Genomic DNA, 24,128 nt, shown 5'->3' on the forward strand with positions numbered 1-24,128 from the left:
ATAAGTATTGCATTTTGTGACTTTGCACTATGGAATTCTGACCATAGGAACTTGGGACTCGTTTTTCCCAAGTTCCTGTTTTTCTGGGCAGAATGGAATGTTTAGTGCAACGGAACAAAATCTAACTTATAACAATTCTTTTTTCTTTAGAATACTCCATACAATCCAGCTCTGTATCTTCTACTAAAGCGGCGTCTGTATCCCCGCAAATTATTATTTAGATAACTTCTCAATTGCAGCCTTAATTCTGCTTACTGTCTCATCCTTACCGATAATTTCCATAATCTCTGTTGCTCCGCCCGGAGTCATGCGCTTTCCGGAAACAGCGGTACGAACTGGCCACATAACAAATCCTGGTTTATAACCTTTTTCATCTGCAAATCCACGAAGCATCTGATATAATGCATCGTTTGTGAAATCTTCCTGTGCTTCGATTACTGGAAGTAATTCCTGTAATACTGGTAAAGACTTCTCTGCATTTGTCTTATTTTTCTTGTTAGTATACATATCTACATCGTATTCTGGAACTGCTTCAAAGAAATCAATCATTTCACCAATTTCAGGGAATACTTCGATTCTTGTTTTAACAAGTGCTGCAATCTTCTTTAAGTCCATATCCTTCTTGATGACTTCCTTGATATAAGGCTCTGCCATGTTGTAGAAAGTATCAGAGTCCATTGCCTTTAAATATTCTCCGTTCATCCATTTTAACTTAACCATATCAAATACGGCTGGAGATTTGCTGATATGCTTGTAATCAAATGCTTCTACTAATTCTTCTAAAGAGAAAATCTCTCTGTTATCTGGAGAACTCCATCCAAGAAGTGCTACGAAGTTTACAACAGCTTCTGGAACAAATCCCTGCTCGATTAAATCTTCGTAAGAAGAATGTCCAGAACGCTTTGAAAGCTTCTGATGCTCTTCATTCGTAATTAATGGACAGTGAATATATTTTGGTTCTTCCCATCCAAATGCCTTGTAAAGACGAGTATATTTTGGTGCAGAAGAAAGATACTCATTACCTCTTACAACGTGTGTAATCTGCATCAGATGGTCATCTACTACGTTTGCAAAATTGTAAGTAGGATATCCGTCTGACTTGATAAGAATCATATCGTCAAGCTCTTCATTTGGCTGCGTGATGTCTCCATAAATCTCATCATGGAAAGTTGTCTCTCCCTCATTAGGCATATTTGCACGAATAACAAATGGCTTACCTGCTGCAAGGTTCGCTTCTACTTCTTCTTTGGAAAGGTGCAGACAGTGCTTGTCATATACACTGATTTCTTTACCACCTACATTCTGTTTTAAGGAATCTAATCTTTCCTGATCACAGAAACAATAGTAAGCCTCACCTTTTTCAATAAGCTGCTTTGCATAGTCCATGTAAAGTCCGGACGCTACACGCTCACTCTGAACATAAGGGCCAAATCCGCCGTCTTTATCCGGACCTTCATCATGCTTTAAGCCAGTCTTCTCTAAAGTACGGTAAATAATTCCCAGTGCTTCTTCACAGTAACGTCCCTGATCTGTATCTTCTATTCTTAAAACGAAATCTCCACCTTCATGCTTTGCAATCAAGTAAGTATATAAAGCAGTACGAAGATTTCCAACATGCATTCTTCCTGTAGGGCTTGGTGCAAATCTTGTTCTAATCTTTGCCATCTCTAATTCCTCTCTTTCTGAATCTATAAAATATAATCTAACTATTTAAAACCCACCTTATCCAAAATGTATCTGGAAAATGTATTAGCAATAACTATATATACCATCACTCTGCACATCTTCTATGAGACTATTGTATAGCTGACAATAAACTCTGTATCCCTTATACACCCGGAAATATACAGCTTTAAATAGTTTCCAATCGACTCGTATTATCATACCATCTTTTCGCGTAAAAATCTATAAAATCCTCTATATGAAATAATTTGCGGAATATTCTTTATTATGCTACTCTTATTTTAATCCATTGTCAGTAATTTACGGATTCTGAACAGATAGCTGCTGCTAATAATCATTCCTTTTTTGTTAGAAGTGGATACCGGTTCATCTGACACTACTTATATATAACTTATATAACTCACTGTCTCTTTGTACAGCACCGAGATATACATATTTCTGTACACAACTGCAAAAAATTTATAAAAATATATTACGAAAGAAGGTTCTCTTATGCTATCACTACTAAATATTGATTACAGCTCCATGATAAGCACACTTCCACTAGACTCCGGAAGCAGCGACAGTCTGAGTAATTTTATAAACAACGGACTTGTCGGTCTCGTCACCGAAGCCAATACAACTTACAAAATAGCTGGCTCTGTAATTGCTCTCATTTTAGCTCTCATCGGATGCTTTTTCGGCTATAAACTGTCCCGGCTCTTTATGGGCATTACCGGATTTATTGCTGGCGCTATAATCGGACAGATAGTTGCTTCCCAGATTCTGCATGTAGAAGGATTTGCCTCCGTCCTTTGTATCATACTTTGCGGAGCATTCATTGCCTCTCTCGCCTTTTGGATTTATCGTATTGGAATTTTTATTCTCTGCTTTGCATTAGCCTTTAGTGCCGCAGGAACATTATTTCCATTTGAAGGTGATGTACAGTTCTTTGCGAATGTAATAACTGGTCTTATCGTTGGAGTTCTCGCTGTCAAATATATGCGTCCAGTCATTATACTTACTTCCGCAATCGTATGTGGAACTTCCGCTGCCGGGCTACTTCCGGGAGTTACGGAATATATGGGAATTACGACACTTTCTTCACTGAACTCCAGTGCAGCGCTGACACTGGCATTGTGTGTGCTCGGGATTGCCGTACAGTTTCTTACTACGAAAGAACCGGTGAAGAAAACTGTTCCCAGACATAAACATGGGTAGGTGATTTGCCACAGGCAAAAGAGACGCCCTCTGAGAATGAAAGAATCCTTATTTGTGACTTTAGTCGCGGCGTGTTGAATACTCGTTCTACTCGCTCGTATCCAACACTTGCTCCGAGGTCACAAATAAGGATTCTTTCATTCTCAGAGGGCTGTCTTTGGCTATTGAAGCAAACTCAGAATTTGTTTTTGAGAAATCTGAGGAAGTTTTCAAAAGATTATGACTTTTCGGAACAGCCAATGCACAAAACTCTACTGTTCTTCCCAAAGAACAACTTCTCCTGTTTCCAGCGTCTTCTTCACATCAATAATTCTCTGATTAGAAGAACCGCGGAATTTAAGACTAATATTCTTTTTTTCCATAACAAACGGACCATCTACAAGATAATCGATCTGTTCTAACATCTTCTTTGTATACTTCCACTTTGGAATCATTCTGTGTAAAATGTCCTTTTCATAAACATAACCAGTAAAGCACCAGATACTCTTCTCTGGGAAGCGTTCTTTTACCTTTTTTAAAAATGGAAAGAGGACTTCCTGATTCATATATTCCATAGGTTCTCCGCCCAATACTGTAAGTCCAGATATATAAGATGGTTCCAATAATTTCAAAATCTGTTCTTCTGTTTCTTCTGTAAAAGGCTTTCCATACTCAAAACTCCATGTTTCCTCATTAAAACAGCCCTTACAATGATGGGTGCATCCACTTACAAAAAGGGATACTCTGACACCTGGTCCGTTTGCAATATCACATTTCTTAATTTCACCGTAATACATAACCTATTCACCTCTTTCAAAAATCAAATAGAGTGCCCATTATATTTAGCAACTACCCAAACCAATCTTTCGTATTATATATACAATACTTCTTCTATATTTTACATGGTTCTTACTAATTACATTTTATAATATTGGCACTCTATTTACAATCAATAATCTACTATTTTATATATTTTGAGACAATTTTATTTTTTAGTAACACATAATTTGGCAGTATATTCATTATCTCAGCTTATATTTTGTTGGTATTTTAAAATTATTCAAATTTCCCCATACAAACATTACCACAAAATAGTAACTTCAACTCCAGCAAAAAACAGCGCCCAAAGGGAGAAGATACCTTCTCCTTTTGGGCGCGTCTCCCTGCCTGCTTTCTACAAATGCATTACACGTTCCTTAATCTCCTGGGTTCTTCCCTGATTCCAGAACTGTGTTCCAATATAACCGCAAGTTCTTCTTGCTACGTTCATCTTTGCCTGATCCTGATTACCGCAGTTCGGGCATTCCCAGATGAGCTTACCGTGTTCGTCTGTTATAATCTGGATTTCTCCTTCATAACCACAGCACTGGCAGTAATCGCTCTTTGTGTTAAGTTCTGCATACATGATGTTCTCGTAAATATGCTTCATAACAGCTAATACAGCCTCGATATTATTCTGCATATTTGGTACTTCTACATAGCTGATAGCTCCTCCTGGAGAGAGTTCCTGGAACTGTGCTTCAAAGCTTAATTTATCAAATGCATCAATTTCCTCTGTTACATGGATATGATAGCTGTTTGTGATATAGTTTTTATCTGTTACTCCTGGAATCATACCAAAACGCTCCTGAAGGCATCTTGCAAACTTATAAGTTGTAGATTCCAGTGGTGTACCATAAAGACTGAAGTCAATATTACTTTCTGCTCTCCACTTATTACATGCATCATTCATATGCTGCATAACTTTGAGTGCAAATGGTTTTGCTTCTGGGTCTGTATGGCTCTTGCCTGTCATATATCTTGTACACTCACAAAGTCCTGCGTAGCCAAGAGAGATTGTTGAATAACCATTATATAAAAGTTCATCAATGGTCTCTCCCTTTTTAAGACGTGCTAATGCACCGTTCTGCCAGAGAATAGGTGCTACGTCAGATGGTGTACCTTTTAAACGGTTGTGGCGGTACATAAGTGCCTCGTGGCAAAGTTCAAGACGCTCATCAAAGATTTCCCAGAACTTATCCATATCTCCACCTGAAGAACAAGCTAAATCTACTAAGTTCAGTGTTACAACACCCTGATTAAATCTTCCGTAGAACTTTGGATTATCGTTCTCATCATGATATACCGTTAAGAAAGAACGGCATCCCATACATGGGTAGCAGTTTCCGTCTTTTAACTTCTTCATGATTTTCTCGGAAATGTAATCTGGAACCATACGTTTCGCTGTGCATTGTGCAGCTAACTTTGTAAGATACCAGTATTTGCTGTTCTCATGAATATTGTCTTCCTCAAGAACGTAAATAAGCTTAGGGAAAGCGGGTGTGATATATACACCTTTTTCATTTTTAACACCGAGAATACGCTGATTAAGCATTTCCTCGATAATCATTGCAAGGTCATCTCTTGCAGGACCTTCTTCTACCTCATCAAGATACATGAATACGGTAACAAAAGGAGCCTGTCCATTTGTAGTCATCAGTGTGATAACCTGATACTGAATAACCTGAACTCCCTGCTTAACCTCTTTTCTTACACGCATTTCTGCGATTTCATTTATCTTCTGCTCATCAAGTTCCATTCCTTCTACTTCGAACTCCGCCCGAACGTCACGACGATACTTCTGACGGCTGATTTCGACAAATGGAACCAGATGGGAAAGTGTAATACTCTGTCCACCGTACTGGGAACTTGCGATCTGGGCTACTGCCTGTGTTGCGATGTTACATGCTGTAGAAAAGCTCTTTGGCTTCTCAATCATAACGTCGCTGATTACTGTTCCGTTCTGGAGCATATCTTCTAAGTTTACCAGACAGCAGTTATGCATATGCTGTGCAAAGTAATCAGAATCATGGAAATGAATGATTCCTGCTTCATGTGCATCCACAATCTTCTGTGGAAGGAGGAAACGTCTTGTAATATCCTTACTTACCTCTCCTGCCATATAATCCCTCTGTACACTATTGACCGTTGGGTTCTTGTTAGAATTCTCCTGGATAACTTCCTCGTTATTACACTCTAACAGACTCAGAATCTGCTTATCTGTAGAATTGGACTTTCTAACCAACGCTCTCTTATAACGGTAAGTAATATAATTACTTGCCAGACGGAATGCCTTCTGGTTCATGATCTGATTCTCTACTAAATCCTGAATCTCCTCTACATTGAGCGCACGATTCATTCCCTCACAGATAGTCTCAACATTCTCTGCAATTTTCTCTACCTGTTCGTCGCTTACTTTTTCACCTTCTACGACACTGTTGTTTGCCCTCTTAACCGCTGCGATAATCTTGCTGCGGTCAAATTCAACTTCCATTCCACTTCTTTTAATGATCTTCATACCAACACTCCAATTATAAATTTTTAAAAATCATGCATTGCCATTGTAACACATAATTTTGTATGATGCAATGATACTTTATACAAGATATTGTGTTTTAGTCGCATAAAAATCTCACAGCAACACAAAATATTATCTTGCTGTGAGATTTGCCAATACCCATTATATGATGTTTTCCCGTAAATATCAATATGCTCTATGAATAATCTTGTACTAATATTTTCCCTGTTTTTTCATCAGATTGACAACCGCTTTATAGAGTGCTTTTCCATAAGCGCTTGTATTTGCCTTCATTCGGGCAGACTCTTTTTTATTACTGATAAATCCGTATTCAATAAGACATGCTGGCATATTTGTGTGTTTTAAAACATACAGATTTGGTCTGTCGACAAGTCCCCTGTTTGTAAATCCTGTAGCTGCAACCGCTGCACTCTGCATTGCTTTAGCAAGAGTCTTGGAAGTTAAGCCTTTTTTCTGTGTTGCAGAGTTTCTGCTCTTACTCCATAAAGTCTCTGTTCCATGTGCAGAAGCACTTGCTGAATTGATATGTACACATAAAAACATATCTGCATTCTTATTATTCGCCAGCTTAGCTCTCTGAGACAAACTTGGATACGTATCGGATGTTCTTGTATAGGATACCTGAAATCTGCTGTCCTTATCAAAAGAACGCTTTGCAGCGAGTACAATAGCTAATGTCAGGTTCTTCTCTGCCATTCCATTCCCTGTCGCACCAGAATCTGATCCACCGTGTCCTGCATCAATGACAATCTTAATCTTATCTTTGCTGCTTGTCGTACTCGGTTTCGTTGTGGTTGTCGTTGTGCTGCCTGTCGTATTATTTGAACTACTCTGTGTCGTTCCTGAAATATAAATCCTTCCCTTTGACAGCTTGTAGTTAATACCAAGTCTTGTACACACACTATTAAGCGGAACAATCCATCTTCTCTTACCTGTAGCTGTGTATGTTCCATGAACTACTGGTGCCCCCATTGTACTTTTCTGTCCATTCGTTACTGCTATTCTGCTGTCTGCCCGTACAATAACTGTGTTTGGACCATAAGTTAAAGTTAATTTATCACCCTTAGCTGTTGCCTTCACCTTTAACTTACTGTTCTTTAAAATCGCTCCTACCGGTCCCATATATGCTCCGGACTTCTTAAAAATCGGATACTTTGTTAATTTCCTCTTCTGTCCATTCACATAACAATAACTCTTTCGTCCGGTATAAGAACTGGTAACCCCTTTTACTGTTCTCACGCGAACCTGTGCTGCCGCATCTGTATTAACCGGCATAATCATACAGATACATAATAACAATGCTGCCAGCACACCGACTACTCGCTTTGCTTTCATCAAACTCTCCTTTCTCATCTCTCTGAACTTCACATCCTCTTGTCTTAATCCATTCTATAACAATTTCATAAAACAATGCAATAGAGCCTTATAACATTTTATAAAACCTCTACAAATATCTTATACATCAAAACAGTATCCAACTCCATAAACCGTCTTAATATACGGATATTCTTTGGTTAACTTAGCTCTCAGCTTCTTCACTAAAGTATCTACACTGCGGTAGCCGCCTATATAGTCAAACCCCCATACAGAATCAAGTATCTTATCTCTGGAGAGAATCATCCCTTTATGCTTTACAAAATATTCTAGTAAATCAAATTCCTTCGCAGTTACCTTGAGAACCTTGTCTGCAAGATAAATCTTTCTTCCTTCATAATCAATGGATAAGGCTCCAACCGATTCTACTGGATTCCTCTTTTCCGCCGTCCTGCGTATTACTGCCTCTACATGGGCCTCTAATAATGGTAACGGCGCTGGCTTCACCATATAGTCATCTATCTTTTTTGAATAAGCGTATAACTGGCTGTCCAATTTATCATCCTGTGAGAGCATCAGCACTGCCATATCAGATAAACTCCTTATCTTTTCAAGTGCCTCATATTCTCGTCTCTTCGGTAGATCTACATCAAAAATCAGTAAATCTGGTTTGTTCTTTCCCCTGGAAAGAATTTCTGTCGCCTCATCATATTCGGTGCACCAGATTACGCTGTAACCACTGTCCTGGAAATAAGCTGCCATCTCTTTGCACTCCGCTTCTTTCTGATTTAGAATCAGCAATCTGCTTGTGAGCATTCGACATCTTCCTTTCATCATTATTTGTTAAAATTATATTACAACATCATGACCCAAAAATGACTTATTTAAAATTATTGTAACATAGACAGTAATTATGAACAACCCTTGTTACCATCTTACAGGGTATGGAAGTAAAATTCAAGTGGTTTTTTTACAGACGAAAATCCGAACCTTAGAACGTGTAATAAATACTTCGTTTCACTGCGTTCCAAATGCTCGTCCGCATTTGGAACTTGCTCTAAGGCGTATTTATTACACGCTCTAAGGTTCGGATTTTCTGTCCTTAGTAAAAATTTTGTTCAAATTGTTACTTTCCATTTGGAGGGGAGGTGGAGAAGAAATTCAAAATGATATTATAAAATATAAATTATAAAGGAATATAGTAGAGATATAAGAAAAATCAATATCATTAGTTCTCAAGAAAGGAACTGGATAAAGTTGGTACGAGATTATTTGAATCAAAAAAACAGAGGAAATAAAAAAGAATTATAAAAGATTAAAATTTCTTTTTCGTTTCCTCTGTTTTTGATTATAAGAACATATTTATTTTGATCTATAATTAGAAATTATAGGAATCGCCGGGATTATAATAAATCAGCGATTTCGTAAATTAAGCGTTCGGATTTCTCCCAGCCGAGGCAAGGGTCGGTAATGGATTTACCATAGCAGCCGCCGCCTACTGGCTGATTGCCGTCTTCGATGTAACTCTCAATCATGAGACCTTTTACAAGTCCTCTGATATCTTTGGAAAGATGGCAGCTATGCATTACTTCTTTTGCAATACGAATCTGCTCAAGGTAATGTTTACCGGAGTTTGCATGGTTTGTGTCAATAATTACACCTGGATTCTTTAAGCTACTCTCCTGATATAACTCAAACAATTCATTTAAATCTTCGTAATGATAGTTAGAATATGTCTTACCATGTTTGTCAACATATCCTCTTAATAATGCATGTGCATATGGATTACCTAATGACTGTACTTCCCATCCACGATACAGGAATACATGCTGTCCCTGTGCGGCTGTAATAGAGTTCATCATAACGGATAAATCTCCACCTGTTGGATTCTTCATTCCTACTGGGATTCCAACACCACTTGCAGTCAGACGATGCTGCTGATCTTCTACAGAACGTGCTCCGATTGCGACATAAGATAATAAATCAGAAACATAACGATGATTCTCTGGATATAACATCTCATCTGCACAAGTAAGTCCACTCTCAAGAATCGCTCTCTGATGAAGTTCACGAACCGCAATAATACCCTGAAGCATATCTGGCTTCTTTTCCGGGTCTGGCTGATGTACAAGACCTTTGTATCCGCCGCCTGTTGTACGAGGCTTATTCGTGTATACTCTAGGGATAATCATAATCTTATCCTTAACTTTCTCCTGCACTTTTGATAATCTTGTCAGATAATCAAGGACAGCATCCTCTCTGTCTGCAGAACAAGGTCCGATAATTAATAATAACTTGTCAGACTTTCCCTCAAAAATTCTTCGGATTTCAGGATCTCTTTCCTGTTTAATCTTTACGATTCTCTCATCTGCCGGAAACTGCTCTTTTAATTCCTTTGGTACTGGCAGTTTCCTGAAAAATTTCATATCCATATCCATAATCGTCTGTTCTCCTTTATATTACTTTCTTCTTTGTAAAAATGATTGCGTATTTATAAATCTTCCTTATCTTAACATAAAAGATGTATTCACACAACACTTTTTAGCTTTAAAGTGTGGAAAAATATTTTTCAACTATTTTAGAACGTGTTGCAAAAATGATTTTTCAAACACGCTCTATATATTTTGCGAGAGATTTCAATATTTTTTTTACTTTTACCTTCTGATGCTTTATAATAATATCATATAATAACGCCAAAGCACGTTTGAAAAATATTCTAAAAATTTTCAGGAGGAATTTATTGTGGATTCTACAACCAGCACAATCACAGAAGCTTACTCTATGGATTCTGCAGCTAACACAAGCATAGAGTCTTATACTATGGATTCTGCGGCCAGCACAATCACAGAAACTTACTCTATAGATTCTATAGCCGACACCCTTGCAAAGGCTTATTCTATTATAGAAGAAGGAGGACAGCCTTTAGCTTCGGAAACTACTTGTATACAATACATATTTTTATCTCCTTCTCACATTGAAGCTTTCCACAATAATGAACTGTATTTAGAATATATCCAGAATCTCGTAAAAGAAAGGTTCAATGTTTCCTTTCCTGAAGAAAAGTCTACATTTGACCAATATTTTTCAGATTGCATTCAGCTAAAAGAACAGTTAGAGTCCCACGGAAATTTTGATAAGACTGTATGGCTTTCTTATACAACAAGCCTTCTTGAGTCTTTAAAAACACCGTACTATTCCGTGTATTCTTTTACTTTACTGACGTTAGAGTCCTGTTTTACAGACCCACAGCTTTTTGATAAGGTTCAGAAGTCTTTTTACTCTGTACTAATCAAATCTTCCGAAAAAAAACAGTCTATTATAAGAAAAATTATTGAGCACGCACCAGTTTATAAAAAATATTCTTATATCAAAGAAAATCTTCTTTCTGATATTTTGATAAATACCCTGGCTCTTTTTGGTGATGAAAAAGAATACTGGCTGGCATCTTTTATTAATCTTTTTGAAAATAACAATGCCGTACATTCTTTACCTAAAAATACAAGTAACAAGGAATGGAATACTCCCTCTCTTTTAATGACATTTTTTGAATGGGAGGAACTCTTCTTAAAAAACAGAGCATCAAAAGATTTTTCTTCTTTTTCTGAGTATCTTTCCAGCAGGACTTTATATTTTTATAAACACGCCGGAACTACTTCTGATAATTTACTGAAAAATGCAACAAGCAACGCATCTGTCACATCTGCAGGAACCTCTGCCTCCATAGATTCTGCAATTCTGTCAAATATAGAAAATGCTTATGTGGACAGCGAGTTTTTAAATACTTTTGCCTACAACATGACCACACGCCTTTATCATGCTAATCCGGCAATTGGTCGCGATCAGGAGATTTCAGATTTAGAATTAATTTTGATTTCTCCTAAAAAATCTCCTTTATTAATTGGAGAAGCTGGTGTCGGAAAAACGTCCGTCGTAGAAGGGCTGGCCTATCGTCTTCAGCGCGGCACTGTCCCTGATTTGTTAAAAAATAAAAAAATATTTAAATTGACTACGACTTCTCTTTTGAGTGGCACAAAATATGTTGGCGAAATGGAAGACCGTATCAAAAAGCTTGCTGGCGAATTAGAGGCACACCCTGATGTCATTTTATTTATCGATGAAATTCATACAATTGTTGGAGCGGGCTCCACAGAAAGCTCTAATAATGACATTTCAAATATGCTGAAACCCTATATTGACAGAGGAGATATTAAAATTATTGGCGCAACGACACGAGAAGAATACACTCGTTTTCTTCTTCCTGACAAAGCACTTACCCGCCGTTTTTATCCAATTTCTATTGAAGAACCTGATGAAGAATTAACTTTATCTATCCTTAGTGGAAGTATTCCTTCTATAGAATATGAAACAAAGGTAAAAAATACTTTCTCTGCTAATACAACGGAACGAATTCTGCGCACTTTAATCTCTATATCCATGCCTGAAAATCAGCCAGATGACCAGCCTGCAAAGCGTCCCGAACTTCCTCTCACACTTTTAGAGATGGCCTTTTCCTATGCTGCGCTCTCTGGAAAAACTGCTTTGTCTTGTGAATATATCGAACAGGCTGTACACCATAGTAATCGCTTAAGAAAAGAAATCCGAACAAACTTTACCTGTGCATTGTAAGATTTTTATGGTATTTCTGAAAAACTTCATATAGAATAGAAACTATAGCAACTTCATAAACTACGTCTGCATACCTGTAATAAAAAACTGCCAAATAGGCAGACTAACAGAAAATAATAAATAAATTGGGACTGTGTAATTAAGATTAAATATTATGTTCAAAAATAAAAATAATAATTATGAATCAGAACTGCCTTCAGTCAATTCTCTTTCATAAAAAAACCACGGACTCACCCCTAGTGTACTGCAGATTGTTAAATAATCATCCGCGGAGAGTGAGCCCTTAGCCTTTATTAAAGAGGACTTAGAAAGTCCAGTAGAGATCATAAATGTTTCTTCGGATATATTATGCTGCTCTAAATAATCTATTATCTTTTGTAAATTTATCATAAAGCAACCATCCTTAATAAGAGCCTTTTACTCTTAGAAACTAAACACATTATAGCATAGCAATTCTATTTAAACAAGAAATTTTTAATATTTTTTCTAGTTTAAATAGAATTTCCACAACAAGCGGAGGCCGCAATGAGAAATGACAATATTGCACGATCATTAAGATACTATAGAAATGTCAATCACAAAAGCATTGACGATATCATAGCTTTTTTAAGAGAACATGATTATGATGTCTCTGAAAAAACTATTTACGCATGGGAAAATGGTTCTAACCAGCCTCGCGCAGATATCCTCATGCTCTTATGCGAATATTACCAGATAGATGATGTCCTTACCGCCTTTGGATACAGAGATGCTGAGACCTCTTTCCTTCAAGACCCACTGTCTGTCTCGGAAATCTCTCTCATAAAATCATATCGTGAACACAAAGAAATGCAGCCAGCAGTACACAAATTACTCGACCTGCCAGCACCAGTAACAAGGACGCGCAGAAAAAGAAAACCTAAGAAATCCAATCCAGAAGTCTGATTCACAGAAAAAAGTTCTTGCATTCATATTCTATTTATGGTAAAATTAATATTCGTAAGCGGATATGGCGGAATTGGCAGACGCGCTAGATTCAGGTTCTAGTGAGCATTACGCTCATGCAAGTTCAAGTCTTGTTATCCGCATTACAAAAATAGTAAAGGGTTTGGAACATCTCCAAACCCTTTATTTTTTATCTGGAGCGTGTCTGAAAAATGCTCTAATTCTTATTTTTCAAACTTCTTATTCCATAATTCCACTGTACTAGTCATCGCCCCACTAAAACCGGCCTCTTTACATTTCTTTAATTTTTCTTCTGTATTAACAAACCCAGCTACATAATATTCTCCGTCCCATACTTTTTTAAATGTAGGAAGAAATTCTATAGCATGATAATACGGACGTAACTCAATAGCATCGAATTTCACCTCATTGATCGTCTTCAGGGCATTATCTACAGAAATGGAATCCATCAGCGTAATTCGATAAATCACCTTGACATTTAATCCCTTCATCATATGTAATTTCGTAATACTCGATCCAATAATTCCATCCACATGATAAAGCTTTTTGAGCATTTGAAAAGCAATCCTGTCTTTTCCCAGTCCATCTACCAATTCATGATTTACAATAACCGTCTTTCCAGCCTGATGACATATGTGACTAAGCTGCTGCAAATTTCCAATATGAACACCTGTAAGCTGTATACAGAGATTATCGGATTGTATCGCTTTTTTTAAGTATTTTACCTCTTTTACAGATGGAATAATTTTAAAATTACTTGTATTTTTCTCATTCTCCATAATAATTACATTTTCCTTTGCAAATTACTGTTTTCATTATAATATATTCCCCAGATAAATTAAATAGTAATTTGCCGGGGTGAATAGACAGACGAAGTCTGAGAATCAAATCACTCCAACAATAAATAGCAATTCCCTCCCAGCCAAAGCACAGCCCCCGAAGAGAGTCTAACCCCTATATTTGTAGCCTCGGAGCAAGGTTTGGATGCGAGCGTTTAAAGCGAGCATTCAAACCGCCGCGACTAAAGTCACAAATATAGGGGTTAGACTCTCTTCGGGGGCGTCTCTTTTGCCTGCGGCAAATTCCTATTTCACCGTCTTACAGGCGACTAATTCTACTCCGCTTCCTGCGAGGTTTTCCTTAATGACATCCCCCATCTTCACTGGAGCATTCACTTCAATTTCCTGAATCTCTTTCATAGCCTCTGTCATAATCTTTCGTGGAATCGGTTCTTTGGATTTTACAGGGATGAGCAGTTCTTTGCCGTTAATTACTGCATATACAGTACTTGTCAGCATACGTTCTGGATTTATCCATTCCTTGTGGGCAAATTTTTCTCCTCGTGGGCAGTTATTTCCTTCTACGCTTACTACTTCGTTGTTGTCAATCATTACTTTTAATGCACAGCCGGAAGGACAGGTTGTGCAGCACATTGTTACTTCTTTCATTACAGTAGCCTCCTTCTGTAATTATGTATACTCAGAATCTTTCTATGCTTAATTTTGTAAGAAGATTTTTATCAGTTGCTGTTCAATTTTCAGTTATACATTGACAAAACTCAAGTACAACTGATAAAAAATCAATGCTAAAGAAAGATATCAATCATACATATTAATTAAACTAATGTTACCTTAATCTCGTCCTGAACGTCTGCAAGCTGTGCGGCTGTCAGGTTTACATTTTCCATTATACTCGGTACAAATTTCTTTGCTTTTTTGCTTTCAAAGATTACTTTATCGCCGCTTGTAATGCGGATTTTTGCAGTTTCCACTGGTCTGCCGACACGGAACTTAATTTTTGTAACTGGGGTTCTGTTTGCACAGATTCTTGTTGGAACCGTGTAGCGGACCATGCCTTCTGGGATAACTGCAATTTCTGTTTCTGCATTTGAAGTTCCACATGCTTCTGCTGCTGTCTCTACATCTGTAGATACTGCGGCATCTGCCTGCTGTGCGGCTGCACATTCTGCAGCATATTCAGCCGCATAAGTACCGGCATCTTCTGCTTCTTTTGTTACCTGATCTACAAGGTCGTGTACATGGAGCACATTACCACAGGCAAAGATTCCTTTTACGGATGTTTCTAAAGCGTTGTCTACTTTTGGCCCATTTGTGACTGGGTTTAATTCGATTCCTGCTTTTTTGGAGAGTTCATTTTCTGGAATTAATCCAATGGATAATAGTACAGTATCGCAAGGGATGATTTCTTCAGTTCCCGGAATTGGTTTTAAGTTTTCATCTACAGCGGAAACTTCTACTGCCTGTACTCGCTTGGAACCTACGATTTTTGTTACGGTTGTACTTAAATGCAGTGGGATTCCGAAGTCATCCAGACAGTTTTTGATGTTACGGTAAAGTCCATTTGCATATGGCATCAGTTCGTATACACCGACAACCTTAATGCCTTCGAGGGTTAATCTTCTTGCCATAATAAGACCGATATCTCCGGAACCAAGGATGACAACTCTGCTTCCCGGTTTGAAGTTTTCAAGGTTTACATAACGCTGTGCCAGTCCTGCGGTAAATACACCTGCCGGACGGGTTCCTGGAATACGAATCTGTCCTCTTGTTCTCTCACGGCATCCCATAGCAAGGACAACAGAACTTGCCTCAAAAACAAGCATTCCGTCTTCACTCATAGCAACGACATGTTTATCTTCTGTCACATCAAGTACCATTGTATTTAAGTAACAGGAAATGTCTGTTTCTGCCACCATATCTACATAACGCTGTGCGTATTCTGGTCCGGTTAATTCTTCTTTAAATACATGGAGTCCAAATCCACTGTGGATACACTGATTTAAAATTCCGCCAAGTTCATCATTTCTTTCAAGAACTGCAACTTTTTCTACTTTTTCTCTTGCCTTTAATGCTGCTGCAAGACCTGCCGGGCCGCCTCCGATAACTACTACATCATATTTTAATGTCCTCATTTTCTCTCACCTCACCCTTTAATTTTTCCGTATAATACCTGTGCTCCCTGTTCTTCGAAAAGTACCTGTTCTTCAGGGATTCCAAGTTCTCTGGAAAGAATCTGCATTACCTTGTACTGACAGAAACCACTCTGGCACCGTCCCATTCCTGCACGAGTTCTTCTCTTGACACCTTCTACGGTTCTTGCACCAAGTGTGGAATGAATCGCTGCAATGATTTCACCCTCTGGAACAGTCTCACACCGACATACAATTTTACCCCAGGCAGGGTCTTTTTTGATGAGTGCATCCTGTTCTTCTAAGGAAAGATCGCTGAAATCCGGGATTGGTTCACGGTATGGGTTGTAGTCTGATTTATCTTTCAGATCTAATCCGGCATTTGCCAGAAGGTCTCTTACATACTCAGCAATCGCAGGGGAAGAAGCGATTCCCGGGGACTGGATTCCGGCAGCATGGATAAAGCCTTTTACTATCTCAGATTCACGAATGTAGAAATCGTTTCCGTTGTTTAATACAACTGGTCGCTGTCCTGCAAAAGTACGAATAATACATCTTGGGTCAAAGTCTGGAAGAAGCATTTTGGCTCCTTTTATTAATTCATCAATACCATGTGCATCGTTTGTTACGTCATATTTATCTTCTCGCATTGTGGCAGTCGAACCGATAAGGAAGTTACCAGAAACAGTAGGAATCAATGCGATGCCTTTTGTATCCGGTCCCGGACAAGGGAACATAACTGTATGAATCGGAAGCACTTTATCCAGTACGCAAAGGTTTCCGTGACGGCCTTCCACCTGATATTCGTGGATACCTGCCATCGCTGCAACATCGTCCGCATGCACACCGGCTGCATTAACGATAAAACGAGTCTCATACTGTCTGTCCTGTGTGTATACAACAAAGTCTTCTTCTGCACGTTTTTCAATTTTACGCACTTTCTGGCAAAGACCAAGTTCTACACCGTTCTGCATTGCATTTTCCATAAAAGCAATGGCTACTTCAAATGGGTCTACCATTACGGTTGTATTTGCAAGTAGCGCACCTAACGCCTTATCACTGATATGTGGTTCTCTGTTATGGAGCTGCTCAAAATCTAAACGTTCTACTTTTTCTACACCGTTGATTCTGGCATTATCCATCAGTTCGTCTACCTTTTTTAAATCCTGATCGGAGTAGGCAACGACAAGTGTTCCTGTAGGTAATATTTTAAAGCCTAATTCTTTAGAAAGTCTTGGATACATTCTTGCTCCCGGAGGATTCAGTTTTGCTTTTAATGTGCCCGGATGCGGGTCATAACCTGGATGGATTACTCCACCATTTTGTTTTGTTGCAGAAAAAGCTACGTCTGTACCGCTCTCTAACAAAATCGTTTTTAACTGATATTTTGCCAGTTCATGAGCAATTCCTGTACCGGTGATTCCACCACCAATAATTACTACATCATACTTCATATGTCTACCCCTTTCTAGATTAAAAGATTTTATAACCAGTCTTTAGATTTCTCTACTGCCTTGCACCACTGTGCGTAAAGATTTTCTCTTGTTTCCTCATCCATCTGTGGTTCAAATACTCTGTCGGCTTCCCATAATTCCTTGATTTCATCTTCACTCTTGAAAATACCACAGCCAAGTCCTGCTAAATAACATGCACCAAGTGCGGTTGTCTCAATGTCTTTTGGACGTACAACGCGGCAATTTAAAATGTCTGCCTGGAACTGCATTAAGAAGTCATTCTTAGAAGCTCCACCGTCTACTTTCAGCTCTTTTAATTTGATTCCTGAATTGCGCTCCATCTCTTCAAGAAGGTCTCTTGTCTGGTATGCCATGGATTCTAATGCTGCTCTTGTAATCTGTTCTTTTGATGTAGCAGCAGTAATACCAATGATCATTCCTCTGGCACCTGTATTCCAGTGTGGTGCACCAAGTCCGGTAAATGCAGGTACGAAGAAAATGCCTCCGTTATCCGGGATACTTTCTGCCATAACACTTGTCTTAGCAGCATGGTCAACTAAGTTAATCTTATCTCGTAACCACTGAATAACCTGACCTGCAATTAAAATACTTGCACCCATAGAATATTTTACTTTTCCATCTTTACCCCATGCAACTGTGAGAAGTCCTTTCTCTGTTTCTGGTGCAACATCACCTGTATACATCAGTGGTACTGCACTTGTTCCATATGTATTCTTTGCTGCGCCTTCCTCGAAACAAGCCTGTCCAAATAATGCGGCACTCTGGTCACCAGCAATACCTGTGATTGGGATTTCTGCACCAAACCATTCTGGATCTGTATATCCAAAGATTCCTACCGATGGTTTGATTTCCGGAAGCATACATTTTGGAATATTCAGCATAGAAAGAAGTTCATCATCCCATTTTAATTCATGAGCGTTCATAACCATAGAACGAGCTGCGTTAGAATAATCTGTTGCATGTACTTTACCTTTTGTAAGGTTATAAAGCAGCCAGCAGTCAATTGTTCCGAATAATAATTCACCCTTTTCTGCTCTTTCCTGTGCGCCTTCTACTTCATCAAGAATCCAGCGGATCTTAGAACCAGAATACGTTGGGTCAATTACCAGACCTGTCTTTTTGTTTACAGTATCGTTGTAACCCTCCTCAATCAGTTTCGCACAGATATCTGCCGTACGGCGGCAGCCCCAGACAATCGTGTTGTAAATCGGTTCTCCTGTTGCCTTATCCCAGATTGTTGTGGTCTCTCTCTGGTTGGCAATACCGATTGCCGCGATGTCTTTTCCTGTAAGACCTGCTTTTTTAATTGCATTCCGGGATGTTCTTAATGTAACTTCCCACACGGTCTTTCCACTCTGCTCCCACCAGCCGGAATTCGGGAAAAACTGCTCATACTCTTCATAGTCAATCGCTACTGTTTTACCCTTCTCATCATAAACAACACCTCTTGACCCCGTTGTTCCCTGATCCATTACTAAAATGTAGTTTGCCATATACCTGCTCCTCCTTTTTTAATTGTTCCTGCCAGCTTCACCCTTTAAAACCGGTCAGGATGTTAGATAATTAAAAAAGTCCTGCTTAATAAGACTGTCAAAACTTCAACAGCCTCATAAGCAGGACTCATAACTCTCTCCCGTTAATACATTATTTTGTTGTATCGAAAATAAATATTATAAACTTTAATAAGCCTTTGTACTTCCTCTCATCAATATCACTACTGATTATTAATGAAGCAGTATCCTACACATCGTGATGTACTAGTTTGGCATATCCTTGTAGAATACTTCAAGAATCTCTGCGGCAGATGCAGCACCTGGGTCAAGATGACCGATAGCACGTTCTCCAAGTCTCATAGCACGGCCTTTTGTTGCTACAATATTTCTTGTAGACTCTAAACCTGCCTTACCAGCTTCAACAGCTTTCTCCATAGCTTCTTTGGCTGGTGTTCCGCCTTCGTATTCTTTGCGGAGTGTCTCAACTGCTGGAACAAATGTGTCAAGCATAGTTTTCTCTCCAGTTGTGGACTTACCACGCTTTTTGATAATCTCAACACCTTTTTCCATCATGGCGATAAATTCTTCAAAAGTTGCTCCCTCATCTGGGCCTTTTGTCTTAATTGGAAGTCCAAACTTCATAAAGAAGCTTCCGTAAAGTGGTCCTGAAGAACCGCCTACCTTGTCAAGAAGTGCTGTACCAACTTTGTTATAAAAGTCTCTTACACTTAATCCCTTCCAGTCTTCAATATTTTTATTAACTTCACGGAAACCGATAGAAAGGTTGATTCCGTGGTCACCATCACCGATTGCTGAATCTAGGTCTGTGAAATACTCTTTTCTATCTTCAGCTAAAACAATTAAATCTCTGATTACCTGTACGAAGTAATCTTTACTTAACATGTATTCACTCATTATTAATCACCTTTATTATTTCTGTGTAAAGTATGGAGTGTCGCAAGGTGCATCCATTAATTCTTTTAATTCGTCATCCAGTTTCATTAATGTTACAGACATACCAGCCATATCCATAGAACAAGCAAATGGTCCTACTAATGCTTTGTAAACTTTGATTCCCTTTTCTTCAAGAATCTGAGCTACTCTTCTATAACATACATGAAGATCGATAAGTGGTGTAGCACCTAAGCTGTTTACAAGAACGTAAACTTCGTCTCCTTCAACGTATGGAAGATCTTTAAGGATTGGCTCCATAATCTCATCAATTACATTATCTGCTGTGTCGATCTTACCTCTTCTGATACCAGGTTCGCCGTGGATACCCATACCGATTTCCATGTCACCATCTTCCATATCGAAGATGGTTCCGCCCTTTGCAGGAAGAGTTGCAGAAGACATTGCAACACCCATAGAACGAGTATTGTCATTCGCTTTCTGAGCTGCTGCTACTACTTCGTCTAAGTCTGCACCAGTTGCTGCCTTAGCACCTGCTACTTTAAATACGAAGAAGTCACCAGCGATACCTCTTCTGTCAGGAATATTCTCAGAAGAAACAACATCGTCTGTTACGAGAACTGTCTCTACTCTGATATCGTCTTCCTCATCAGCCTTCTCAGCTCCCATATCGAAGTTCATAACGTCTCCGGCATAATTACCATATAAGTAAATACATCCTTTTCCGTTATCACATGCTTTTGCTGCTGCGTAGCATGGGTCTGGAGATGGGGATGTGTTAATGTTACCGATTACAACAGCATCTGCGAAATCTTCTCCCACATAACCGATGAATAATGGCTCATGTCCTGAACCTCCACCGATGATAACACCAACTTTGTCCTTTGTTCCAGCGTCATTCGCTAAAACAACACGTCCCTGTGCCTCATCTAAATCACACATCTTAACATATTGTTTATGTGCGCCTACATAACCTTCTACCATTTCTTCTACGATATCATATGGGTCGTTAAAAAGTCTTTTAATCTTTGCCATTGTAAGTCTACCTCCCAAAACTTAATTAGTTTTTATGTACATTGCGTGCATCTTCTGATGCTTTGATAACATCCGCTACATCATCGCTGATCGTTCCCTGAACAACACCAGCTAAAGCACCTTCAACAATCGGTGCGTCTACTAACTGAACCTTCTCAGCTAAATCTTCATCAATTAAATCAATCGCTGTCTCTGCGCTTAAAATAGAACTTCCTAAATCAGCATAGATTAAGATATGATCACAATCTTCTACAGATTCAATAGCTCCCTGAATCTTGATTGCACTTGTTCCGATTCTTCCTCCGTCTGCGCCACCTGCAGCAACTACCTGCACGGAACCATCGTTCATCTCATCCACAAGTTCCTTTAAGCCCTTTGCGATGTATTCGCTATGTGATACGAGTACTACTCCAAACTTTGCCATGTATTTCTCCTCATCTCTGGTCTTCTGTTATAATCAGCCTTTATAACAAAAGTATAATTGCAACATAAAAAAGCCATCATCATGTTGCAATACCTACAACTATTCTAGTTCATTATCCATTAAATTTCAATATATTTTTAAAAAATTCATAATTTATTTAAGAACATCTCTGATAATCTTGTTAAAATTATCTGCCTGCCATGCAGAACGTCCGATAAATAAGCCATCAATGTGTTCCATCTTACTCAGACCTACTGCATTCTCCGGATTTACACTTCCTCCATATAAAACCGGAATCTCATTCCCTGCCTCTTCTCCAAAGAGTTCAACTAATGTTTCGCGGATGACGATATGGATCTGCTCTGCATATTCCTTCGTTGCAGGCTTTCCGTTCACCCCAATCGCCCATACCGGTTCATAAGCAATCCAAAGCTTTTCTGTCTGTTTCTCCGTTACACCGTAAAGCCCCTTCTTTAACTGAATACGGATAACCTCCTCTGAAATTCCGTAATCCTTCTGCTCTCCGGTTTCACCCACACATAAAAGCGTTGTAAAATTATGATTTAAGGCACATAACACCTTTTTATTCTCTTCTTCATCGGTCTCTCCAAGAACATGACGTCTCTCAGAATGTCCAATCATTACGATATCCGTTCCTACTTCCTGAAGCATCAGTGGAGAAATCTCTCCTGTGAACTGTCCCTGTTCCTCCCAGCCCATGTTCTGTGCTCCAACCATCAAAAGGTCTTCATCTTTTGCTTCATTCGCATCTCTCAGCGTTGTATAAGAAGGGATAACAAAGAGCTGCATGTCTTCTCTGCTGATATCCTTTGTCAGCTCCTGCAACTGAGAAACAAATTCCACAGTATCTTTGATTGTCTTATACATTTTGGTATTTGTACCAAAGTAAATCTTCTTTTTTGCCATTATATCGACCTTTCTAGAGCGTGTTTGAAAAATACTTACTAAAAAATGTACATCACACTTTATAAATGCTTTTCAAATACGCTATAATGCAAATATTTTCACTTCAAACAACAACACCTTGTTATTTTAGCATATATTTTCATTTTTACCCACCGTAATTTTTGGTAATGTTGCGTATATTTTTTTGTTGTTATGGACAGACGAAACCCGAAAGCGCAGAATATTCCAGATGTAATATTCTGCGCTTTCGGGTTTCTGTTTGTTGCTAAATTCAAAAATACTTTGCTATATTGGAGGGGGATTTGTGGCTTTTCTCTTCGGGATTGTCTGTTAATCTATGTCTGTTGATTTACGTCTGTTAGTTATTTTATCGTAGTTTCCTTCATTAATGCGTCCATCAACTTAGTGTACTGTAATTCAGAATGAATTTCATCTTCAGAAATGGCGGAAAGGACTTCTTTTTTGTCTTTATATCCAAGTTCATCGATGTAGTACTGGATTTCTTCATCTACGTCGGCATCTGTTATTTCAATGCTATTCTCTTTTAAGAGTAAGTCCTGCACACACTGTTTTTTGAGATTTTCTTTGGCGTAGTCTTCGAGGGACATTTCGTAGTACTGTTCAATGAAATCACTTACGCTCATGCCAAAGTATCCTGCCATCTCTTTATTCTCAATTTTAATGTTTGAGACTTCCTTTTTGATATCTGCTTCAGAGAAATCTTTAAGCTGTGTAGCATTATCCATAATCTTATTCCAGAGTGTCTCCTGGTTTGTCTGCTCTGCCTCTGATTTCTTATCGCTTACAAGGCTGTCTCTTACCTGCTTTTTATATTCTTTTACTGTCTTACAGTCTGTATTTTCCTTGACAAGAGCATCATTCACTTCTGGTATTACTTCCTTTTCAATCATGTTAATAGAAACTGCAAGTTCACATTTTTTACCTGCTATAGAGGAATCGTCATAATCTTCTGGGAAAGTAAATTCTATTGTTACTGTATCACCAACTTTTGCTCCAATAAGTTTCTCATCAACATCGACATTCTCATCAACATTTAAGTTGCCATCTCCAAGATGCATATCGAGATTGCTGTCTGAATAATCGCTATTCTCTTTGCCGTTAATTGTTGTTGTATAATCTACATTAAGATAATCGTCTTTCTGTACGGTCTTTCTATCCTTAATCTCTTCATAGGATGCATTATCGTGGGCTAGTTCATTCACCTGATCTTCTACATCCTGATCGGTTACTTTTGTGGATGCTCCCTTAATTGTGAGTCCCTTATACTGTCCAAGCTTCACATATTCTGATGCATTAAGCTTCACTGGTGTAGCCTTCGCCTGCTGCGCGGCTTCTGTAGTTGCCTCTGCTGCCTTCTTACTGGACTTTGATGTTGCACATCCGCCTAACATACAGATGGATGCAAATACTGCTGTTGCGATAAATATCTTTTTCTTTATCATAAAAATCTCCTCTTTATTATTTCATTATGCGTTTTCGAATTGCCACACCTATTTTATTACTGTACCATTAATCATACAATCTTACCATTCTTTTCACAAAATCTACATATATTTCTTTTTTCTGTCTATTTTATGACTCTGGGCAAATTATTTTTTTGAAATACCATTTTACAGACTATCAAGTTGTTTTTTATTCTGAAAAACTATTTCTACAGACTGCCAAGTTATTCTATAATTTTAGAAAATCATTTTTGTGACATCATCTCCCACCTTAGAGCGTGTCTGAAAAACGCTTTCTGCAAGATGTACGTCGCAATTTGTGGGAGATTCCGCCTGAATGAGGGCGGCGTAGCGAACTGAATGAA

22 protein-coding genes, 1 tRNA gene and 1 pseudogene are annotated in these 24,128 nt (G+C 38.5%); 5 read left to right on the plus strand and 19 right to left on the minus strand.

Annotation, left to right across the window (positions count from 1 at the left end; genetic code table 11):
* Positions 1–213 precede the first annotated feature (213 nt).
* Positions 214–1,665 (minus strand): glutamate--tRNA ligase, encoded by a 1,452-nt coding sequence (gene gltX, locus EUBHAL_RS02435; RefSeq protein WP_005344470.1) that lies wholly within the window; start codon positions 1,663–1,665, stop codon positions 214–216.
* Positions 1,666–2,175: 510 nt separating this feature from the next.
* Here gltX and EUBHAL_RS02440 point away from each other — a divergent pair.
* Positions 2,176–2,883: an ABC-2 transporter permease gene (locus EUBHAL_RS02440; protein WP_044921622.1), complete on the plus strand. Its 708-nt coding sequence runs from the start codon at positions 2,176–2,178 to the stop codon at positions 2,881–2,883.
* 87 nt (positions 2,884–2,970) lie between these two features.
* On the opposite strand, the gene EUBHAL_RS15840 is transcribed toward EUBHAL_RS02440, so the two are convergent.
* From EUBHAL_RS15840 to EUBHAL_RS02470, 6 genes are all read right to left on the minus strand, one after another.
* Positions 2,971–3,150 carry a hypothetical protein gene (locus tag EUBHAL_RS15840; RefSeq protein ID WP_005344474.1) on the minus strand — a complete coding sequence of 60 codons (180 nt, stop codon included), beginning with the start codon at positions 3,148–3,150 and terminating at the stop codon, positions 2,971–2,973.
* A complete protein-coding gene (gene nrdG, locus EUBHAL_RS02450) occupies positions 3,135–3,659 on the minus strand; it encodes an anaerobic ribonucleoside-triphosphate reductase activating protein (RefSeq protein ID WP_005344476.1) in 525 nt (174 codons plus the stop codon). The genes EUBHAL_RS15840 and nrdG overlap by 16 nt, the downstream gene beginning before the upstream one ends.
* 377 nt (positions 3,660–4,036) lie before the next feature.
* Positions 4,037–6,199, minus strand: coding sequence for an anaerobic ribonucleoside-triphosphate reductase (gene nrdD, locus EUBHAL_RS02455; RefSeq protein ID WP_005344478.1), 2,163 nt, complete (start codon positions 6,197–6,199; stop codon positions 4,037–4,039).
* 213 nt (positions 6,200–6,412) lie between these two features.
* Positions 6,413–7,555, minus strand: coding sequence for an N-acetylmuramoyl-L-alanine amidase family protein (locus tag EUBHAL_RS14645; protein ID WP_049940619.1), 1,143 nt, complete (start codon positions 7,553–7,555; stop codon positions 6,413–6,415).
* A 120-nt stretch (positions 7,556–7,675) separates the two neighbouring features.
* Complete coding sequence (locus EUBHAL_RS02465; RefSeq protein ID WP_022169963.1) at positions 7,676–8,350, minus strand: response regulator transcription factor; 675 nt, start codon at positions 8,348–8,350, stop codon at positions 7,676–7,678.
* Positions 8,351–8,937: 587 nt separating this feature from the next.
* A complete protein-coding gene (locus EUBHAL_RS02470) occupies positions 8,938–9,972 on the minus strand; it encodes a 3-deoxy-7-phosphoheptulonate synthase (RefSeq protein ID WP_005344482.1) in 1,035 nt (344 codons plus the stop codon).
* Between the two features lie 304 nt (positions 9,973–10,276).
* On the opposite strand from EUBHAL_RS02470, the gene EUBHAL_RS02475 reads away from it, so the two are divergent.
* Positions 10,277–12,160, plus strand: coding sequence for an AAA family ATPase (locus tag EUBHAL_RS02475; RefSeq protein ID WP_044921625.1), 1,884 nt, complete (start codon positions 10,277–10,279; stop codon positions 12,158–12,160).
* Positions 12,161–12,337: 177 nt separating this feature from the next.
* On the opposite strand, the gene EUBHAL_RS02480 is transcribed toward EUBHAL_RS02475, so the two are convergent.
* Complete coding sequence (locus EUBHAL_RS02480; RefSeq protein ID WP_022169965.1) at positions 12,338–12,550, minus strand: hypothetical protein; 213 nt, start codon at positions 12,548–12,550, stop codon at positions 12,338–12,340.
* A gap of 135 nt (positions 12,551–12,685) precedes the next feature.
* Between EUBHAL_RS02480 and EUBHAL_RS02485 the strand changes: the two genes are divergently transcribed.
* Together EUBHAL_RS02485 and EUBHAL_RS02490 are read left to right on the plus strand one after the other, a co-directional pair.
* The gene (locus EUBHAL_RS02485) at positions 12,686–13,084 is read left to right on the plus strand and encodes a helix-turn-helix domain-containing protein (RefSeq protein WP_005344484.1); all 399 of its coding nucleotides are present in this window, start codon (positions 12,686–12,688) and stop codon (positions 13,082–13,084) included.
* Between the two features lie 58 nt (positions 13,085–13,142).
* Positions 13,143–13,227, plus strand: a tRNA-Leu gene (locus tag EUBHAL_RS02490).
* An 81-nt stretch (positions 13,228–13,308) separates the two neighbouring features.
* Here the strand turns inward: EUBHAL_RS02490 and EUBHAL_RS02495 are convergent.
* From EUBHAL_RS02495 to EUBHAL_RS16660, 11 genes and pseudogenes are all read right to left on the minus strand, one after another.
* Positions 13,309–13,884 (minus strand): glycerol-3-phosphate responsive antiterminator, encoded by a 576-nt coding sequence (locus EUBHAL_RS02495; protein ID WP_005344485.1) that lies wholly within the window; start codon positions 13,882–13,884, stop codon positions 13,309–13,311.
* 306 nt (positions 13,885–14,190) lie between these two features.
* Complete coding sequence (locus EUBHAL_RS02500) at positions 14,191–14,553, minus strand: DUF1667 domain-containing protein (RefSeq protein ID WP_022169966.1); 363 nt, start codon at positions 14,551–14,553, stop codon at positions 14,191–14,193.
* A 167-nt stretch (positions 14,554–14,720) separates the two neighbouring features.
* Positions 14,721–16,037, minus strand: a complete 1,317-nt coding sequence (locus EUBHAL_RS02505; protein ID WP_005344487.1) for an NAD(P)/FAD-dependent oxidoreductase — start codon at positions 16,035–16,037, stop codon at positions 14,721–14,723.
* Between the two features lie 11 nt (positions 16,038–16,048).
* Positions 16,049–17,488 (minus strand): NAD(P)/FAD-dependent oxidoreductase, encoded by a 1,440-nt coding sequence (locus EUBHAL_RS02510; RefSeq protein ID WP_005344489.1) that lies wholly within the window; start codon positions 17,486–17,488, stop codon positions 16,049–16,051.
* 29 nt (positions 17,489–17,517) lie between these two features.
* Positions 17,518–19,002, minus strand: a complete 1,485-nt coding sequence (gene glpK, locus EUBHAL_RS02515) for a glycerol kinase GlpK (protein WP_005344490.1) — start codon at positions 19,000–19,002, stop codon at positions 17,518–17,520.
* A gap of 264 nt (positions 19,003–19,266) precedes the next feature.
* Positions 19,267–19,917 (minus strand): dihydroxyacetone kinase subunit DhaL, encoded by a 651-nt coding sequence (gene dhaL / locus EUBHAL_RS02520; RefSeq protein ID WP_005344492.1) that lies wholly within the window; start codon positions 19,915–19,917, stop codon positions 19,267–19,269.
* Positions 19,918–19,932: 15 nt separating this feature from the next.
* Complete coding sequence (locus tag EUBHAL_RS02525) at positions 19,933–20,949, minus strand: dihydroxyacetone kinase subunit DhaK (RefSeq protein WP_005344495.1); 1,017 nt, start codon at positions 20,947–20,949, stop codon at positions 19,933–19,935.
* Positions 20,950–20,974: 25 nt separating this feature from the next.
* Positions 20,975–21,373: a dihydroxyacetone kinase phosphoryl donor subunit DhaM gene (dhaM, locus tag EUBHAL_RS02530; RefSeq protein WP_005344497.1), complete on the minus strand. Its 399-nt coding sequence runs from the start codon at positions 21,371–21,373 to the stop codon at positions 20,975–20,977.
* A 153-nt stretch (positions 21,374–21,526) separates the two neighbouring features.
* Positions 21,527–22,300 (minus strand): triose-phosphate isomerase, encoded by a 774-nt coding sequence (locus tag EUBHAL_RS02535; protein ID WP_005344499.1) that lies wholly within the window; start codon positions 22,298–22,300, stop codon positions 21,527–21,529.
* Between the two features lie 362 nt (positions 22,301–22,662).
* On the minus strand, positions 22,663–23,763 hold the full coding sequence (locus tag EUBHAL_RS02540; RefSeq protein ID WP_005344501.1) for an FKBP-type peptidyl-prolyl cis-trans isomerase: 1,101 nt from the start codon (positions 23,761–23,763) through the stop codon (positions 22,663–22,665).
* Between the two features lie 237 nt (positions 23,764–24,000).
* Positions 24,001–24,090, minus strand: a pseudogene (locus EUBHAL_RS16660) (DUF6783 domain-containing protein); the annotation flags it as partial.
* Here EUBHAL_RS16660 and EUBHAL_RS16665 point away from each other — a divergent pair.
* Positions 24,067–24,123 carry a hypothetical protein gene (locus EUBHAL_RS16665; protein ID WP_370776243.1) on the plus strand — a complete coding sequence of 19 codons (57 nt, stop codon included), beginning with the start codon at positions 24,067–24,069 and terminating at the stop codon, positions 24,121–24,123. The pseudogene EUBHAL_RS16660 and the gene EUBHAL_RS16665 sit on opposite strands and share 24 nt — an antisense overlap.
* The last annotated feature ends 5 nt before the right edge of the window (positions 24,124–24,128 follow it).

The sequence above is a fragment of the Anaerobutyricum hallii DSM 3353 genome, from assembly GCF_000173975.1.
In the GTDB taxonomy this organism is placed as follows: Bacteria; Bacillota; Clostridia; order Lachnospirales; family Lachnospiraceae; genus Anaerobutyricum; species Anaerobutyricum hallii.